At 53.1% G+C, this 17,862-nt stretch carries 15 protein-coding genes; all 15 read left to right on the forward strand.

The genetic code is table 11. The features are described 5' to 3' along the window. Positions 1-74: 74 nt before the first annotated feature. On the forward strand, positions 75-920 hold the full coding sequence (tsf, locus tag C9J03_RS20090) for a translation elongation factor Ts (protein WP_039458271.1): 846 nt from the start codon (positions 75-77) through the stop codon (positions 918-920). Between the two features lie 91 nt (positions 921-1,011). Further along, positions 1,012-1,740, forward strand: a complete 729-nt coding sequence (gene pyrH / locus C9J03_RS20095) for a UMP kinase (RefSeq protein WP_039458268.1) — start codon at positions 1,012-1,014, stop codon at positions 1,738-1,740. Between the two features lie 82 nt (positions 1,741-1,822). Further along, positions 1,823-2,380 (forward strand): ribosome recycling factor, encoded by a 558-nt coding sequence (gene frr, locus C9J03_RS20100; RefSeq protein WP_039458266.1) that lies wholly within the window; start codon positions 1,823-1,825, stop codon positions 2,378-2,380. A gap of 144 nt (positions 2,381-2,524) precedes the next feature. Next, the gene (gene uppS, locus C9J03_RS20105) at positions 2,525-3,223 is read left to right on the forward strand and encodes a polyprenyl diphosphate synthase (RefSeq protein ID WP_420813017.1); all 699 of its coding nucleotides are present in this window, start codon (positions 2,525-2,527) and stop codon (positions 3,221-3,223) included. 143 nt (positions 3,224-3,366) lie between these two features. Further along, positions 3,367-4,215, forward strand: coding sequence for a phosphatidate cytidylyltransferase (locus tag C9J03_RS20110; RefSeq protein ID WP_082060573.1), 849 nt, complete (start codon positions 3,367-3,369; stop codon positions 4,213-4,215). A gap of 112 nt (positions 4,216-4,327) precedes the next feature. Further along, on the forward strand, positions 4,328-5,524 hold the full coding sequence (gene ispC / locus C9J03_RS20115; RefSeq protein WP_044622593.1) for a 1-deoxy-D-xylulose-5-phosphate reductoisomerase: 1,197 nt from the start codon (positions 4,328-4,330) through the stop codon (positions 5,522-5,524). Further along, positions 5,521-6,873 (forward strand): sigma E protease regulator RseP, encoded by a 1,353-nt coding sequence (gene rseP, locus C9J03_RS20120; RefSeq protein ID WP_044622594.1) that lies wholly within the window; start codon positions 5,521-5,523, stop codon positions 6,871-6,873. The genes ispC and rseP overlap by 4 nt, the downstream gene beginning before the upstream one ends. Before the next feature lie 35 nt (positions 6,874-6,908). Beyond that, positions 6,909-9,314 (forward strand): outer membrane protein assembly factor BamA, encoded by a 2,406-nt coding sequence (bamA, locus tag C9J03_RS20125; protein WP_044622595.1) that lies wholly within the window; start codon positions 6,909-6,911, stop codon positions 9,312-9,314. Positions 9,315-9,333: 19 nt separating this feature from the next. After that, positions 9,334-9,843 (forward strand): OmpH family outer membrane protein, encoded by a 510-nt coding sequence (locus C9J03_RS20130; protein WP_039458245.1) that lies wholly within the window; start codon positions 9,334-9,336, stop codon positions 9,841-9,843. Positions 9,844-10,121: 278 nt separating this feature from the next. Next, positions 10,122-11,150, forward strand: a complete 1,029-nt coding sequence (gene lpxD / locus C9J03_RS20135; protein WP_044622596.1) for a UDP-3-O-(3-hydroxymyristoyl)glucosamine N-acyltransferase — start codon at positions 10,122-10,124, stop codon at positions 11,148-11,150. A 95-nt stretch (positions 11,151-11,245) separates the two neighbouring features. Continuing rightward, on the forward strand, positions 11,246-11,698 hold the full coding sequence (gene fabZ, locus C9J03_RS20140; RefSeq protein ID WP_039458239.1) for a 3-hydroxyacyl-ACP dehydratase FabZ: 453 nt from the start codon (positions 11,246-11,248) through the stop codon (positions 11,696-11,698). Continuing rightward, complete coding sequence (gene lpxA, locus C9J03_RS20145; RefSeq protein ID WP_039458236.1) at positions 11,698-12,486, forward strand: acyl-ACP--UDP-N-acetylglucosamine O-acyltransferase; 789 nt, start codon at positions 11,698-11,700, stop codon at positions 12,484-12,486. The genes fabZ and lpxA overlap by 1 nt, the downstream gene beginning before the upstream one ends. 1 nt (position 12,487) lies before the next feature. Beyond that, entirely contained in the window at positions 12,488-13,627 is a 1,140-nt protein-coding gene (gene lpxB, locus C9J03_RS20150; RefSeq protein WP_044622597.1) for a lipid-A-disaccharide synthase, read from the forward strand. 1 nt (position 13,628) lies between these two features. Next, positions 13,629-14,234, forward strand: a complete 606-nt coding sequence (gene rnhB, locus C9J03_RS20155; RefSeq protein ID WP_044622598.1) for a ribonuclease HII — start codon at positions 13,629-13,631, stop codon at positions 14,232-14,234. Positions 14,235-14,379: 145 nt separating this feature from the next. Beyond that, the gene (gene dnaE, locus C9J03_RS20160) at positions 14,380-17,859 is read left to right on the forward strand and encodes a DNA polymerase III subunit alpha (protein WP_044622599.1); all 3,480 of its coding nucleotides are present in this window, start codon (positions 14,380-14,382) and stop codon (positions 17,857-17,859) included. Positions 17,860-17,862: the final 3 nt, after the last annotated feature.

The following is a 17,862-nucleotide window of genomic DNA, read 5'->3' on the forward strand; positions in this document are numbered from 1 at the left end:
ACTAAGAATGGTTACCAGGGGCCGATCATGGCCCCTGATTTTTACACCAAGTATTCAAAACTGAGGATATAACAATGGCAACAGTTACAGCTGCCCTAGTTAAAGAACTGCGTGAACGTACTGGCGCAGGCATGATGGAATGTAAAAAAGCGCTTGTTGAAGCTAACGCTGACATCGAGCTAGCGATCGAAAACATGCGTAAGAGCGGCGCTGCTAAAGCTGCTAAGAAAGCAGGTAACGTTGCTGCTGAAGGTACAATCCTAATCAAAGACGCGAACGGTGTTGCAGCTCTTCTTGAAGTAAACTGTCAGACTGACTTCGTTGCTAAAGATGCAAGCTTCCTAGCTTTCGCTAACGAAGTTCTAGAAACAGCTCTAGCTGAGCGTCTAGACATCGCTGCTCTTCAGGCTAAGTTCGAAGACGCACGTATCGCTCTAGTTGCTAAGATCGGTGAAAATATCTCTATCCGTCGCGTTGAGTTCATCGAAGGCGAAAACGTTTCTTCTTACCGTCACGGCGACCGCATCGGTGTTGTTGTAGCTGGTAACGGCGACGCGGAAACTCTGAAGCACATCGCTATGCACGTAGCTGCTTCTAAGCCTGAGTTCGTGAACCCAGAAGACGTACCTGCAGACGTAGTTGAAAAAGAGCGTCAGGTTCAGGTTGAAATCGCGATGAACGAAGGCAAGCCAGCTGAAATCGCAGAGAAGATGGTTGTTGGCCGCATGAAGAAATTCACCGGCGAAATCTCTCTGACTGGTCAGCCATTCATCATGGAACCTAAGAAGTCTGTTGGCGAAATCCTTAAAGAAAAAGGCGCTACAGTTTCTAACTTCATCCGCCTAGAAGTTGGTGAAGGTATCGAGAAAGCTCAAGAAATGAGCTTCGCTGAAGAAGTAGCAGCAGTACAGAAGGGTTAATCCTTCTTGCTAAGAACTCCAAAGACCGTAGCCTAGGCTGCGGTCTTTTTACAACTCCGTATCTATATTTGTAAGCCTGGAAGGTAAACTAATGACCACGAATCCTAAACCGACTTATCAACGTATTCTGCTCAAACTCAGTGGGGAAGCACTGCAGGGCGAGGAAGGTTTTGGTATTGATGCACAAGTTCTTGACCGTATGGCTCAGGAAATCAAAGAACTGATTGAACTAGGTGTACAAGTTGGCCTGGTTATCGGTGGTGGTAACCTGTTCCGTGGTGCAGGCCTAGCTGAAGCAGGTATGAACCGAGTTGTGGGCGATCACATGGGTATGCTAGCCACCGTGATGAACGGTTTGGCAATGCGTGATGCGCTGCACCGTGCCTATGTGAACGCTCGAGTAATGTCAGCAATTCCTTTGAACGGCGTGTGTGACAACTACAACTGGGCTGATGCGATCAGCCAGCTACGCCAGGGCCGTGTAGTGATTTTCTCCGCCGGTACCGGTAACCCGTTCTTTACCACTGATTCGGCGGCCTGCCTGCGTGGTATCGAAATCGAAGCCGATGTTGTGCTGAAAGCCACAAAAGTTGACGGTGTGTTCACAGATGACCCAGTTAAGAACCCAGATGCGGTTCTTTATGATAAGCTAAGCTATCAGGATGTTCTTGAGAAAGAACTGAAAGTGATGGATTTGGCCGCATTTACGCTTGCTCGTGATCACGGCATGCCAATTCGCGTGTTCAACATGAACAAACCTGGCTCCCTGCGCCGCGTGGTAATGGGTGAGCAGGAAGGTACGTTGATCTCTAACGACTAAGTCTGCGAGTAAGTGACGCCACTTAATTCTTAGCGGGAGCGCCTAGGCTCCCGTATTTACCGAATCATTAAGGGTATTAATCGTGATTGATGCAATTAAACAAGATGCGCAAGAGCGCATGGGAAAAAGCGTTGAAGCGCTGAAAAACCAGCTGGCTAAAGTACGTACCGGTCGTGCCCATCCAAGCCTGCTAGACACTATCTATGTTGAGTACTACGGTGCGAACACGCCGCTGAAGCAGGTTGCTAACGTGGTAGCAGAAGACTCGCGTACGCTGGCAATCACCGTATTCGACAAAGAGCTGACGCCAAAAATCGAAAAAGCGATCATGATGTCTGATCTGGGTCTGAACCCAATGTCCGCTGGCACAGTGATCCGCGTGCCATTGCCGCCGCTAACCGAAGAGCGTCGTCGTGACCTGGTTAAGATCGTTCGCGCTGAAGCCGAGCAGGGCCGTGTTGCGGTTCGTAACATCCGCCGTGATGCCAACGCAGACGTGAAAGCACTGCTTAAAGACAAAGAAATCTCTGAAGATGACGACCGTCGCGCTCAGGACGATATCCAGAAGCTGACTGATGCAGCGGTTAAGGACATCGAAGTAATCCTAGAAGCGAAAGAAAAAGAGCTAATGGAAGTATAAGGCTCTGCCTTATCTGATGGCTTGATATGGTTTAGGGCGCTGTGCGTGCAGCACAGCGCTTTTTTTTGAGGGAGATGTATGGCAGAGCATACAATCGATACTGCACTTGGTATAGATAGCTTGCCAAAGCACGTTGCCGTGATTATGGACGGAAATGGTCGCTGGGCAAAGGCCAAGGGTAAGCCTCGAGTGTTTGGCCACAAGGCCGGCGTGGAAGCCGTACGTAAGACTGTCTCGGCCGCAAATCGTTTGGGCATTCAGGTTGTTACACTGTTTGCGTTTAGCAGTGAGAACTGGCGCCGCCCAGCCGATGAAGTCTCCTTGCTGATGGAATTGTTCATGACTGTACTTAGTCGTGAAGTGAAGCGCCTGCACAAGAACAATATTCGCCTGCGCATTATCGGTGACACCGGCCGATTCAGCGAGCGCCTGCAGAAGAAAATTGCCGACGCGCAAGCTTTGACCGCTGACAATACCGGACTGGTGCTGAACGTGGCAGCCAACTACGGCGGCCAGTGGGATATCTTGCAGGCGGCTAAGCAACTGGTTCAGCAAGCCGCTGAGCAGGGACTTACCGAATCAGATGTCACTGAAGAGATGTTGGCTTCAGGATTATCCACCGCAGGCCTGCCCGATGTCGACCTCCTGATCCGTACCAGCGGGGAATGCCGAATCAGTAATTTTATGCTGTGGCAGGCGGCTTACGCTGAGCTTTATTTTACCGAGCAGCACTGGCCGGATTTCGACGAAGACAGCTTTGCTGAGGCCGTGGCATGGTTTGTTAACCGCGAGCGCCGTTTCGGCTGCACCGGCGAGCAAATCCAAGCGTTAATGAGCGGATGATTTTTCGCTCGTCGGCGCGAATAGGATTATGTATTTTATAGGGCATCTGGCTATGGTCTCGATGCCTTTTTTACTGGTAACCGGATTACCCGAAACACCGTCGCCGATAGGCGCGGTTACAATAGAAAATGAGAGGACGCAGTTTGCTTAAGCAACGTATTATTACCGCAGTCATTCTCGCTCCCCTAGTTATCGCAGGAATTTTCCTTTTGCCTTTTCCTGCCTTTATTGCAGCCCTTGCGGCCGTTACCTTACTGGGTTTTTGGGAGTGGACACAATTTGTTGAAACAAAATCGCGTATTGTCGCGATGGTTATTCCGACCGTGGCCTTGCTGGCTTCGCTGTTAGTGATGCCAACCGATGTTGCCGCGCTGTCAGCTCTGGCATCGTCTCACCAGGCAATGTTGCTGGTTGGCGGGCTATGGTGGGTTGTCGCCTCGGCACTGGCGATTAGCTACCCAAGTAGCACCAAGTTCTGGTCATCTGTCCCCCCTCTAAAGCACCTGTTTGGATTGCTGACCCTGCTACCTTTCTTCTGGAGTGTACTGATGCTCCGCGCGGTCAACTACCTTGAAAACCCTTACCACGGCGCCAAGCTAGTGCTGCTGGTGTGTTTCTTGGTATGGGCGGCAGATACGGGGGCCTATTTCTCCGGTAAGCGTTTTGGTAAACACAAGATGGCGCCAGCGGTGAGCCCGAACAAGACAATTGAGGGCTTGGTCGGTGGTGCGATGTTAGCTGTGGCGGTAACCTGGGGCGGTGCGGCGCTGATGGGGATCCCGTTTGCCAGCCTGTCGAGCTTGTTGTTGATAGCGGTCGTGTCCGTTGTTGCGTCGGTGTTGGGGGATTTGGTCGAGAGCATGTTCAAGCGTGCTGCCGGTATCAAAGACAGTGGCAGTATCTTGCCGGGCCACGGCGGTATTCTCGACCGTATCGATAGCCTAACGGCCGCCCTTCCTGTTTTTGCCCTGCTGTATTTGTGGTTGGTGTAGACTAACCGCCCATTTCTGGCCGGCAGTGTGAGTCATTACTTACTTGTTTGCTGCCGGCTTGAGTGCCATGCTCAATTGGCCTGTCAATGATTGTATGTTGTTAAGTGATAGTATGCGTAAGTTAACGATTCTTGGTGCGACGGGATCGATAGGGGGCAGCACATTGGCTGTTGCCGCCCAGAATCCCGAGTTATTTGACGTTGTAGCCCTTGCGGCGGGCAGCAATAGCCAGAAAATGTTCGAGCTGTGCTGCCAGTGGCAGCCGAAGTACGCGGCCATGGCTTGTGAAAGTGCCGCTGCAGAACTGCGTATACTGCTAACACAACAGGGGATGGCAACCGAAGTACTGGCCGGTGAAACCGGGCTGTGCCAAGTTGCCTCGCTGGATGAAGTTGATACCGTGATGGCGGCGATTGTTGGTGCCGCCGGTTTGATGCCGACCATGGCCGGCGTCAAGGCGGGCAAGCGTATTTTGCTGGCCAACAAAGAGGCGCTGGTTATGTCCGGCCAGATGTTTATCGATGCCTGCCGCGAGTACGGTGCCGAATTACTGCCGGTCGACAGCGAGCACAACGCGATCTTCCAGAGCCTGCCAGAGCAAGTCCAGAGAGCGATGGGGCACTGTGATTTGGAGGCGGCTGGGGTTAGCAAGATCCTACTGACCGGCTCTGGCGGCCCGTTCCGTTATACGGAAGTCAGCGAATTGGCGGCGGTGACGCCGGCGATGGCGATTGCTCACCCTAACTGGTCGATGGGACCAAAAATTTCGGTCGACTCGGCTACTATGATGAACAAGGGGCTGGAGTTTATCGAAGCCCGCTGGCTGTTCAATGCCACCCGTGAGCAGATGGATGTGATAATCCACCCGCAATCGGTTATCCACTCCATGGTGCAGTATAAAGATGGATCTGTGTTGGCCCAGATGGGGTTGCCTGATATGAGAACGCCGATTGCCTGTGCAATGTCCTATCCTGAAAGAGTGGATGCGGGTGTTGCGCCGCTGGATTTCAGCCAGGTGGGTGAGTTTACTTTCCTCAAGCCGGACTTTGCTCGCTATCCCTGCCTCAAGCTGGCGATGGATGCCTGTTTCAGCGGTCAGGCGGCGACTACCGCCCTCAATGCCGCCAACGAGGAAGCGGTCGCGGCCTTTTTGGATAACCGCCTTGGCTTTATCGATATTGCCAGGGTCAACAGCCAAGTATTGGCGTCAGCACCGCTGGTTGAACCGACTGACTTGGAAAGCGTCATAGAGCTAGATAGAATGACTCGAGTTTTGGCACAGGAAGTAATACGTAAGGTAACGTTATGACAGGAATATTGTGGAACCTGGGAGCCTTTCTCCTTGCCCTTGGAATATTGATTGCCGTACACGAATATGGGCACTTCTGGGTTGCACGCCGCTGTGGGGTTTATGTCGAGAAGTTCTCCATCGGTTTTGGCAAGGCACTATGGCGCAAAGTGGGCAAAGACGGTACCGAATATACCCTGGCCATGATCCCGCTGGGCGGCTATGTCAAGATGCTGGACGAACGGGTCGAGCCGGTCGACTCAGACCGCCGCCATATGGCATTTAACAACAAGAAGTTATGGCAGCGCAGTGCGATAGTTGCGGCCGGGCCGTTAGCCAACTTCCTGTTTGCGATTGTTGCCTACTGGGTGGTTTATCTGATCGGCGTGCCTGCCGTGAAGCCGATTATTGGTGATATTGCCCCACAATCGATTGCTGCCGAGGCCGGAATTGAAAGTGGAATGGAACTAAAGACCATTTCAGGAATCAAAACCGCAGACTGGGAATCTGTCAACATGGCGATGATTTCCCATATTGGCGATAAAGAAATGGTGCTGACCGTGACCGAGCCAGGCACCAGCTATGAAATCGAGAAGCAGCTCGACCTGTCTAGCTGGTCGTTTGACCCGGAAAGTGAGCGCGTGCTTACTACATTGGGGATCACGCCATACTCGCCTAAAATTACTTTGGTCATTTCACAACTTGTGGAAGACGGAGCAGCAATTTCCGCCGGTTTGCGTTTAAATGACGAAATTATTGCAATCGGCGGAGAAGGTGTTACCGACTGGCAGCAGGTCGTCGATGCGGTTCGCTCTCATCCCCAGCAGGCGCTGGCGATGGAAGTCTTACGCGATGGTGAGCTAGTTTCGCTGACTCTGACGCCGGAAGCGAAGGCGTCGGGTGAAGAGCTGGTCGGCTACGCAGGGTTTGCACCAAAAGTAGAGCCATGGCCTGAATCGTACCGTATTAATTTACAGTACGGACCGGTTGAGGCGGTAGGTAAGGCTGCAGAAAAAACTTGGCAGCTAGTCACATTGACCTTCGATATGGTGACCAAGTTGGTGACCGGTGATGTGGCGATGAAGAATTTGAGTGGCCCGATCTCGATTGCCAAAGGTGCAGGAATGACCGCCGATTACGGGGTGGTTTACTTCCTCGGCTTCTTGGCCTTGATCAGTGTCAATCTGGGGATTGTCAATCTGTTGCCGCTTCCGGTATTGGATGGTGGGCATTTAATGTTTTTTGCCATCGAAGCGGTAACACGTCGTCCTGTTTCTGAACGTGTTCAGGATATAGGCTATAGAGTGGGCTCAGCCATTTTGGTTGCATTGATGGCTGTTGCACTATTCAATGATTTTACCCGCCTTTAATAAGAGCGTTTTAGCAAGGAATAATCAGAACAGTAATGGCGATGAAAAAACTGTTGGTCGCATCGCTACTGCTAGGCAGTAGTGTTGCGCAGAGTGCGGAACAATTTGTAGTAGACGATATCCGCTTTGAGGGTCTTCAACGTGTCACGCTCGGTGCCGCATTGCTCCAGATGCCGGTCAGGGTCGGAGACAATGTTGATGATGGTGATATTTCAGGAATGATCCAATCGCTGTTTGCGTCGGGTAATTTTGAAGATATCCAAGTCTTTCGTGATGGCAATACCCTGCTGGTCAAAGTGCAGGAGCGTCCGACCATTGCCAGTATTACCTTCTCTGGCAACAAGGCTATCAAGGAAGAGCAGCTGAAGGAGAACCTGGACGCCTCCCGTATCCAGGTCGGTGAGTCACTCGATCGCACCACCTTGAGCAAAATTGAAAAAGGGCTGGAAGATTTCTACTACAGCGTAGGTAAATACAATGCCACGGTGCAGGCTGTGGTCACCCCGTTGCCGCGTAACCGTGCCGATTTGAAGTTTGTCTTCACCGAAGGTGTCTCTGCGGAAATCCAGCAGATCAACTTTATCGGCAACGATGTGTTTAGCGACGATGAGTTGCGCAAGAAATTCAAGCTGCAGTCTGAAGTTTCGTGGTGGAACTTTTTTGCGGATAAAAAATACCAGAAGCAGGTTCTGGCTGGGGATCTCGAGACCCTGCGCTCGATGTACCTTAATAATGGTTACCTCAAGTACCGCCTTGATGCGACTCAGGTTGCCATCTCTCCTGACAAGAAAGGGGTGTATATCACCCTGAAAGTCGATGAAGGCGAGCAGTACAAGGTCAAGAACGTTCAACTGCGAGGCGATCTGCTGGGCAAGACGGGTGAGCTGGAAGCCTTGGTGGCGATCAGCAGCGGCGATGTCTATAACGGCGCGGAAGTGACGGCGCTGGAAGAAGCCCTGAAGCGCAAACTGGGCGAGCTGGGCTACGCTTACCCGCAGGTCAATACCCTTCCTGATTTTGATGACGACAACCAGGAAGTGACATTGATTGTCAATGTCGAGCCGGGCAAGCGGATCTATGTGCGTAACATTGGCTTTTCCGGCAACACCTCGACCAAAGACGAAGTCCTTCGCCGCGAGATGCGCCAGATGGAAGGCAGCTGGCTCAACTCACGCTCGGTTGAGCGCGGTAAGGAACGTTTGAGTCGGACCGGCTTCTTCGAAACCGTGGACGTGCAAACCGTCCGTGTACCGGGTACCGACGATCAGGTCGATCTGCAGTACACCGTCAAGGAAGCCAATGCCGGTAACATTAACTTCGGTGTCGGCTACGGTACGGAATCGGGGATCAGCTTCCAGGCGGGGATCCAGCAGGACAACTTCCTCGGCACCGGTAATCGCTTCGGCATCAATGCGATGATGAACGACTACCAGAAAAACGTCAGTTTGGAATACCGCGATCCGTATTTCACCCTCGACGGGATCAGCCTGGGCGGTAAGGTGTACTACAACGAGTTCGAAGCCTCAGACGCGAACATCTCGGACTATACCAACCAGAGTTACGGGGCTAGCTTGACCTGGGGTTTCCCGTTTGACGAGCTGAACTTCTTCGAATTCGGCTTGGGCTATGATCACAACAAGATCTCCAATACCCAAGAATACTACCAGATTGAGAAATTCAAGCAGATCCACGGCTTTGACCGCGGCGATAACGTCATTGAGCTGGATGACTTCAACTGGTCGGTATCTTGGACCCGAAATAACCTAAACCGCGGTTACTTCCCGACGGCCGGTAACCACCAGCGAGCCTCGTTCCGGATGACGATTCCGGGCTCTGATGCGCAGTTCTTCAAGGCTCAGTATGATGTCCGTCAGTACTTCCCGCTGACCGAAGATCACGGCTACAGCCTGCTGTTACGTGGCCGAGTCGGTTACGGTAATGGTTACGGGACGACAGATAACGGCAGCGATCAGCTGTTGCCGTTCTACGAGAACTACTATGCCGGTGGTTTCTCTACGCTGCGCGGCTTCCGCTCCAATACGGTCGGCCCGAAAGCGGTGTATCTGGACTACAGTGCGGGCGGTAACAACCCTGAGCTAATTGGCTCTGACGATGCTGCCGGGGGTAATGCCGTTGCGCTTGCCAGTATGGAGCTGATCGTTCCGACGCCATTTGCGTCTGATGAGGTCCGCAACCAAATTCGTACCAGTGTATTCGTTGACGCCGGTACCGTGTGGGATACGGAATATGACCTGCGTGATTCGGATGGCCGATACATCCAGGATTATTCCGATCCGTCGTTGATTCGTGCGTCTTATGGTGCAGCCCTGCAGTGGATGTCGCCAATGGGACCGCTCGTATTCTCGATTGCTAAGCCAATCAAGAAATACGAGGGTGATGATGAAGAATTCTTCACCTTCACGATTGGTCGAACATTCTAATTATTTGAGGAGATACCCTTTGAAACAGTGGATGAAAGCAGCTGGCCTTAGCCTGGTGATCCTATCGTCGTCATTTTATGCCCAGGCTGCAGAAGCCGCACAGAAAGTGGGTTATGTTGCCACAGGCCAGGCCATGGCCCAGCTGGCCCAGCGTTACAATGTGTCTGAAAAGTTGCGTAATGAGTTTAAAGATCGCATCGACGAGCTGCGTGGCATTGAAGGTCGCATGAAGACCAAAGTGGATAAGATCAAGCGTGACGGCGAGCTGATGAGCTCGAGCGAGAAGACCAAGCTGCAGCGTGAAATGCAGTCATTGGAGTCTGATTACAAACTGAAGGCCCAGGCCCTGCAGGAAGATCAGCGCCGCCGTGGTGCCGAGGAAGAGCAGAAGTTGGTACAGAAGATCCGCCTGGCTATTCAAGACGTTGCCAAGCGAGAAGGTTACGATCTTGTGGTGGATGCCAATGCGGTTCTTTACGCGAACCCGAAAGATGATCTTTCTTCTAAAGTGATTGCTGCCGTTAAGTAAGCTTGCCTTAACGTCTCAGAAAATTTACGTATAAGTCGAAAGGATGGGGGATACTTTGGTAAACTTCATGCTTTCGACTTGTTTTATTTGGGGCGGAAGGCCCAATAGCATACTGGTCTTACCAAGTGGAATGATATTCTGCGTCAACATAGGCATCTCAATATTGGGTGTCTGTTGTAACAAGATAGAATTACCGGTTGGTGGTAAATACCAAGCAGAGCCACACTCTGTTTAATATCCGTTATGCCAACACAGAATTAGAAAATAAAAGGTATCGAATGGCTGGAATGACTCTTGCTGATATAGCAGCTAAGCTGGGTGCGGAACTTCATGGTGACGGCACTGTAGTTATCGAATCTATTGCAGGAATGGCAACGGCTGGCGAAGGCCAGATCACCTTCCTGTCGAGCAGTAAGTATCGCAAGCAGCTGGCAGATTGTCAGGCTTCTGCCGTGATGCTCAAAGCGGCGGATGCCGAGGGGTTCGAAGGTAACGCCCTGCTGATGGCTGATCCTTACCTGGGTTACGCCAAAGTCGCCCAACTGCTGGATACGACGCCAGCGTCAGCAGCAGACATTGCGCCGTCGGCCTTTGTCGATCCTACCGCGGAGCTTGGCGAGAATGTTTCGATTGGCCATAACGCAGTGATCGAAGCCGGTGCGCGTATCGGTAACAATGCCCAAATCGGTGCAGGCTGTTTTATTGGTAAGAATGCCCAAATCGGCGCGGGAACCAAACTATGGGCCAACGTGACGGTATATCACAACGTGGTACTGGGCGAGCAGTGCTTGGTACAGTCAAGTACCGTGATTGGTGCCGATGGCTTCGGCTATGCCAACGACAAAGGCGAGTGGGTGAAGATCCCGCAGCTGGGCAGTGTCCGTATCGGCAACCGGGTAGAAATCGGTGCATGTACTACCATTGACCGTGGTGCCCTGGACGATACCATTATCGAAGATAACGTGATAATCGATAACCAAATGCAAATCGCCCACAATGTGCAGATCGGATATGGTACGGCCATGGCCGGTGGTACCATTGTGGCCGGCAGCACCAAAATCGGCAAATACTGTATTATTGGTGGCGCCTCTGTGCTTAACGGCCACATCGAGATTGCCGATGGCGTTACCATTACCGGTATGGGTATGGTGATGCGCAGTATTGAAGATAAGGGAATGTACTCTTCCGGTATCCCGCTTCAGCCAAACAAAGAGTGGCGTAAGACAGCAGCTCGTACCATGAAAATTGACGAGATGAACAAGCGTCTTAAAGCCGTAGAAAAGCAGCTGGCAGAAAAAGGCGAATAAGCCCTTGCCCATGACGACTTCAGCGGCCTGCTCGGCGGGTCGCTTTGCTTTTCTAGCACACCGTATTTTTACTATTTTTAGATAGGAATTCAGTTTTGACTAGCGAAAATAAAACGCTGAATATCACAGAGATCCAAGAGCTTCTTCCGCACCGTTACCCGTTTTTGATGATCGACCGCGTAACCCACTACGAAGAAGGCAAGACCCTAACTGGTATCAAGAATGTGTCGGTTAACGAACCTCAGTTCACCGGCCACTTCCCGAAAATGCCGGTCTTCCCGGGCGTGATGATCCTTGAAGCCATGGCGCAGGCTACCGGCTTGTTGGCATTCAAGACCTTTGGTGCGCCGGCTGAAAACGAATTGTATTACTTTGCCAGCGTTGATAACGGTAAATTCCGCAAACCGGTTGTACCTGGCGATCAGCTGGTTATCGAGGTCGAATTCCTCAAAGAGCGCCGCGGTATTGCTATGTTTAATGGTGTAGCGAAAGTTGATGGCGAAGTGGTATGTTCTGCTGAGCTCAAATGTGCAAGACGAGAGTTTTAATGATCCACGAAACTGCGCAGATTCACCCATCGGCGGTGATTGAAGACGGCGTTAAGATTGGCGCCAATGTTACGGTCGGCCCGTTCACCTACATCGGTAAAGATGTCGAAATCGGTGACGGCAACGAGATCATGTCGCATGTCGTGATCAAGGGCCCGACCAAGATCGGTAATGATAACCGTATCTTCCCGTATGCGATTGTCGGCGAAGAATGCCAGGACAAGAAGTACAACGGTGAGCCGACCCGGCTGGAGATTGGCGACCGTAACGTGATCCGCGAAAGCGTTCAGATCCACCGCGGCACCATTCAGGACAAAGGCGTGACCATTGTCGGCAACGATAACCTGCTGTGCGTCAATGCCCACATTGCCCATGATGTCGTGGTTGGCAACCACACCCATATCGGTAATAACTCTATTCTGGGTGGCCACGTCACCGTTGCCGATCATGCCGGTGTAATGGCGCTGTCTGCGATCCACCCATTCTGTACCGTCGGGGCCTACAGCTATGTCGGCGGTTGCTCGGCAGTGGTCCAGGATGTGCCGCCATATGTGCTGGCGCAGGGTAACCACGCCACACCGTACGGTCTGAACCTGGTCGGCTTGCAGCGCAATGGCTTTGAGAAGAAAGAGCTGCACGCGCTGCGCCGCGCCTACAAGGAAATCTACCGTTCAGGTAAAACGATGGAAGAAGTGAAGCCGGTACTGGCTGAGATGGCCCAAGAGTGGCCGTCGGTGGGCTTGTTCCTGGATGCACTGAACAACACCGAACGCGGAATTATTCGTTAAGATGACGAAGCCACTTCGAATAGGAATTGTCGCCGGGGAGATCTCCGGCGATATTTTAGGTGCCGGCTTTATGCAGGCGGTACGCCAGCGTTATCCGGATGCCGAGTTCGTCGGTATCGCCGGGTCGCGGATGCAGGCCGAAGGCTGCGAGACGCTGTTCGACATGGAAGAGCTGGCGGTGATGGGTATTGTCGAAGTGCTCGGTCGCCTGCCTCGGCTGTTCAAGGTCAAGGCCGAGCTGGTCAAGTATTTTACCGATAATCCGCCGGATGTCTTTGTCGGTATCGATGCGCCGGACTTCAACCTTCGCCTCGAGCGCAACCTCAAAGATGCCGGGATCAAAACCGTGCATTACGTCAGCCCGTCAGTATGGGCGTGGCGCCAGAAGCGGATCTTCAAAATCGAAGCGGCGACCAATCTGGTACTGGCTTTCCTGCCGTTCGAGAAAGCCTTCTACGACAAGTTCAACGTACCGTGTGAGTTTATCGGCCATACTATGGCGGATGCGATCCCGATGGAAACCGATCAGGCTGCAGCGCGACAGTTGCTGGGGCTTGAGCAGGACAAACGCTGGCTGGCGGTCTTGCCGGGTAGCCGCGGCGGGGAAATGGAGCTGCTGGCGCCACCGTTTATCGAGACCTGCAAACTGCTCAAGGCGCAGCACCCGGATCTCGGTTTTGTTGTCGCCTTGGTTAACCAGAAGCGCCGGGCCCAGTTTGAACAGGCATGGCGCGACACCGCACCTGAGCTTGACTTCGTGCTGGTCGATGATACTGCGCGCAATGTCATGATTGCCGCTGACGCAGTATTGCTGGCCTCCGGTACGGTGGCCCTGGAGTGTATGCTGGTCAAAAGGCCGATGGTGGTAGGTTACAAGGTTAAGCCGCTGACTGCGTGGCTGGCCAAGAAGATGCTCAAGACCAAATATGTGTCGCTGGCCAATATTCTGGCCGACCGCGAGTTGGTGCCGGAGCTGTTGCAAGACGATTGCACCCCGGCAAACTTGGCCCTTGAGGTGAACCGCTTCCTCGGGGCTGACAATACTGAACTGATGGCTGAATTTAGTCGTTTGCACCAGCTGATCAAGTGTAATGCGGATCAGAAGGCTGCAGAGGCGGTATTACAACTGATTGATAAGTAACATGAGTAAAGAACTAGAACCGTTTGAGTATCCGGTAGCAAGCTGTATTGCCGGTGTCGATGAAGTGGGCCGCGGCCCGTTGGTCGGCGCGGTGGTGACCGCTGCGGTAATTTTGGATCCGGCCAACCCTATCGAGGGGCTGACGGACTCGAAGAAACTGACCGAGAAGAAGCGCAACCTGCTGTTTGATGAAATCAAAGAGAAGGCACTGGCTTGGTCACTGGGCCGCTGCGAGCCGGAAGAGATCGACCAGCTCAACATCCTGCAGGCGACCATGGTGGCGATGCAGCGTGCGGTTGCCGGGCTGTCTGTCCAACCTGACTTTGTGCTGGTGGACGGTAACCGTATTCCTGAGCTGCCGATGGCCGCGCAGGCTGTGGTGAAAGGTGACTTGCGGGTGGCCGAGATCAGTGCCGCTTCTATCCTGGCGAAAGTGACCCGCGACCGCGAGATGGAAGCCTTGGATGCCGAATATCCGCAATATGGCTTTGCCAAGCACAAGGGCTATCCGACCAAGGCGCACTTCGAAGCGCTGGCCGAACATGGTGCTATCGAGCAGCACCGCAAAAGCTTCAAACCGGTCAAGCGGATCCTTGGCCTGGACTGAAGGCGGTCATAATCCTGCCAACCCGCGGATTTTTGCATCCCTCTAAAATCCGAGGCGTTAAAAGATGGTGATTAGAGTCAACAGCCATGGTGCTTTGGGCTATAATCTCCATCTTGTTTTTTGAACAACTCTATTCTGGTTAGTCATGGCTGAACCTCGTTTTATTCATCTCCGTGTCCACAGTGACTTTTCTATGGTAGACGGCTTGTCCAAAGTACCGCCGCTGGTGAAAGCCGTGGCAGGCATGGGCATGCCCGCAATGGCACTGACGGACTTTACCAACCTGTGTGGCTTGGTGAAATTCTACTTTGCTGCCCACGGTGCCGGCATGAAGCCGATCATTGGGGCTGACTTCAAGGTTATGTCCGATGAGATGGGCGAGGAGCTGTGTGACTTGACGGTGCTGGCTGCCGACAACGATGGCTACCAGAACCTGACCATGCTGATTTCCAAAGCCTACCAGCGCGGCCATGTCCAGCACTTGCCGGTAATGGACAAAGAGTGGCTGGTGGAGCACAAGAAGGGCTTGATCTTGCTATCGGGCGGCAAGAGCGGCGATGTCGGCAAGGCATTGCTCAAGGGCAACCAGCAGCTGGTTAACAAATGCGTCGAGTTCTACCAAACACATTTCCCGGATGCCTATTATCTCGAGCTGGTACGTACCGGCCGTGCTGATGAAGACGCTTATTTGCATTTTGCCATTGAATTGGCCGAGCAGGCAGAGTTGCCGGTGGTAGCGACCAACGATGTCCGCTTCCTGACGCCGGATCAGTTCGATGCCCACGAAATTCGCGTGGCTATCCATGACGGCTATACCCTGGCCGATCCGAGCCGACCGAAGCTTTACAGCGAACAGCAGTACTTGCGCAGCGAAGAAGAGATGTGCGAGCTGTTTGCCGATATCCCGGAAGCGCTGGAAAACAGTGTCGAGATCGCCAAGCGCTGTAACGTAACCGTGCGTTTGGGAGAATACTTCCTGCCGAACTTCCCGACCGGGGAGATGACCATCGAAGACTTCCTGATCAAGGAGTCGCAGGAAGGCTTGGAGCGCCGTCTTAAATTCTTGTTCCCGGATGAGAAAGAGCGCGCCGAGCGTCGTCCGGAATATGACGAGCGCCTTGATATTGAGCTCAAGGTTATCAACCAGATGGGCTTTCCTGGCTACTTCCTGATCGTAATGGAGTTCATCCAGTGGTCAAAGGACAACGGGGTGCCGGTGGGGCCGGGCCGTGGTTCCGGTGCGGGCTCTTTGGTGGCTTATGCGCTCGATATTACCGATCTCGACCCGCTGGAATTTGACTTGCTGTTCGAACGTTTCCTTAACCCGGAACGTGTTTCGATGCCCGATTTCGATATCGACTTCTGTATGGACAAGCGTGATCAGGTGATTGATCACGTGGCTGAGATGTATGGCCGTGATGCGGTATCCCAGATCATCACTTTCGGTACCATGGCAGCGAAGGCGGTTATTCGCGACGTAGGCCGTGTGCTAGGCCACCCGTATGGCTTTGTTGATCGTATTTCCAAGCTGGTGCCGGCTGAGCCGGGTATGACCCTGGCCAAAGCCTTCGAAGCCGAGCCACAGCTGCCGCAGGTGTATGAGGCCGATGAGGAAGTCAAAGATCTCATCGACATGTGTCGCGTCCTTGAGGGGGTGACACGAAATGCCGGTAAGCACGCCGGTGGTGTTGTAATCTCGCCAACGACGATTACCGATTTCGCCCCGCTGTATTGCGATGCCGAAGGTGCCAATCCGGTTACCCAGTTCGATAAGAACGACGTTGAAACTGCCGGCTTGGTTAAATTCGACTTCTTGGGCCTGCGAACCCTGACCATCATCGACTGGGCGCTGGGGATGATCAACCCCCGCCTGGAAGCTCAGGGCAAGGAGCCGGTTAATATTGCGGCGATCCCGATGGACGATGCTAAGTCGTTTGCCATGCTGCAGCGCTCCGAGTCCACCGCGGTGTTCCAGCTCGAATCCCGCGGGATGAAAGATTTGATCAAGCGTCTTCAGCCGGACTGCTTCGAAGATATGATCGCACTGGTGGCCCTGTTCCGTCCGGGTCCGCTGCAATCGGGCATGGTAGATAACTTTATCGACCGTAAGCACGGCCGCGAGGAAGTCTCCTATCCGGATGCCACTTGGCAGCACGAGAGCCTGAAACCGATCCTGGAGCCGACCTATGGCATCATCCTCTACCAGGAGCAGGTGATGCAGATCGCCCAGGTCCTGTCGGGCTATACCTTGGGTGGGGCGGACATGCTTCGCCGTGCGATGGGTAAGAAAAAGCCGGAGGAGATGGCCAAGCAGCGAGCCACCTTTGAAGAAGGGGCGGTGAATAACGGCGTCGACGCTGAGCTGGCGATGAAGATCTTCGACCTGGTAGAGAAGTTCGCCGGCTATGGTTTCAACAAGTCCCACTCTGCGGCCTATGCACTGGTTTCCTACCAGACCCTGTGGCTCAAAGCGCACTATCCGGCAGAGTTCATGGCGGCGGTAATGACCGCCGATATGGATAACACCGACAAGATCGTGGGCCTGGTGGACGAGTGCCACCGGATGAAGCTTGAACTGCTGCCACCGGATGTCAACAAGGGCCTGTACCGTTTCAACGTCGACGACAATGGAGCCATCGTTTACGGTATCGGGGCGGTGAAAGGGGTCGGTGAAGGCCCGATCGAAAATATCATTGCCGCGCGTGAAAAGGGCGGCCACTTCAAGGATCTGTTTGATTTCTGTGCCCGAATTGACACCAAGAAGGTGAACAAGCGGGTACTGGAAAAATTAATTAAATCCGGCGCGATGGACCGTCTTGGCCCGAACCGTGCAGCGATGATGGCGACGCTCGATGATGCCATTCGTGCAGCGAGCCAGCACCACCAGGCTGAAGCCTTTGGCCAGGCCGACATGTTCGGGGTGTTGACAGCTGCACCGGAAGAGGTGGAGCATGCCTATGCCAATATTCCGGAATGGCCGGACAAAGTGTGGCTGGAAGGCGAGCGCGAGACGTTGGGGCTATACCTTACGGGTCACCCGATCAATGCCTATGTGAAGGAGCTCAAGCACTACACCACCTGGCGCCTCAAGGATGCCCACCCGACCGGGCGGGACAAAGTTGTCACTGTCGCCGGGCTGGTGATTGGTGCTCGGGTAATGACCACCAAGCGCGGCACCCGGATTGGTATCTTGACCCTTGACGACCGTAGTGGCCGGATGGAAGTGATGCTGTTCTCAGAGGCTTTGGAACGCCACTTGGAATTGATTGAAAAAGATAGAATTTTGGTCGTTTCCGGACAGGTCAGCTTTGATGATTTCAACGGCGGCCTTAAAATGTCGGCCCGGGAAGTGCTAGACATCGCAGATGCGAGAGAAAAGCACCTACGCGGTCTTGCTATCTCGTTAACCGAGAGGCAAATTGATGAACAGTTTTTTGAACGTTTCAGCAAAGTGCTGGAACCGCACCGTGCAGGTACCGTACCTGTCAACGTGTACTATCAGCGCTCGAATGCCCGCGCCAAATTGACTCTGGGAACAGAGTGGCGTGTTACCCCGGCAGATCAACTAATCTCTGATCTCAAAATTTTGCTGGGTGATAAGCAGGTTGAGCTTGAGTTTAATTAAAAT

The sequence above is a fragment of the Photobacterium gaetbulicola genome (assembly GCF_003025515.1).
GTDB classification, from domain to species: Bacteria; Pseudomonadota; Gammaproteobacteria; order Enterobacterales; family Vibrionaceae; genus Photobacterium; species Photobacterium gaetbulicola.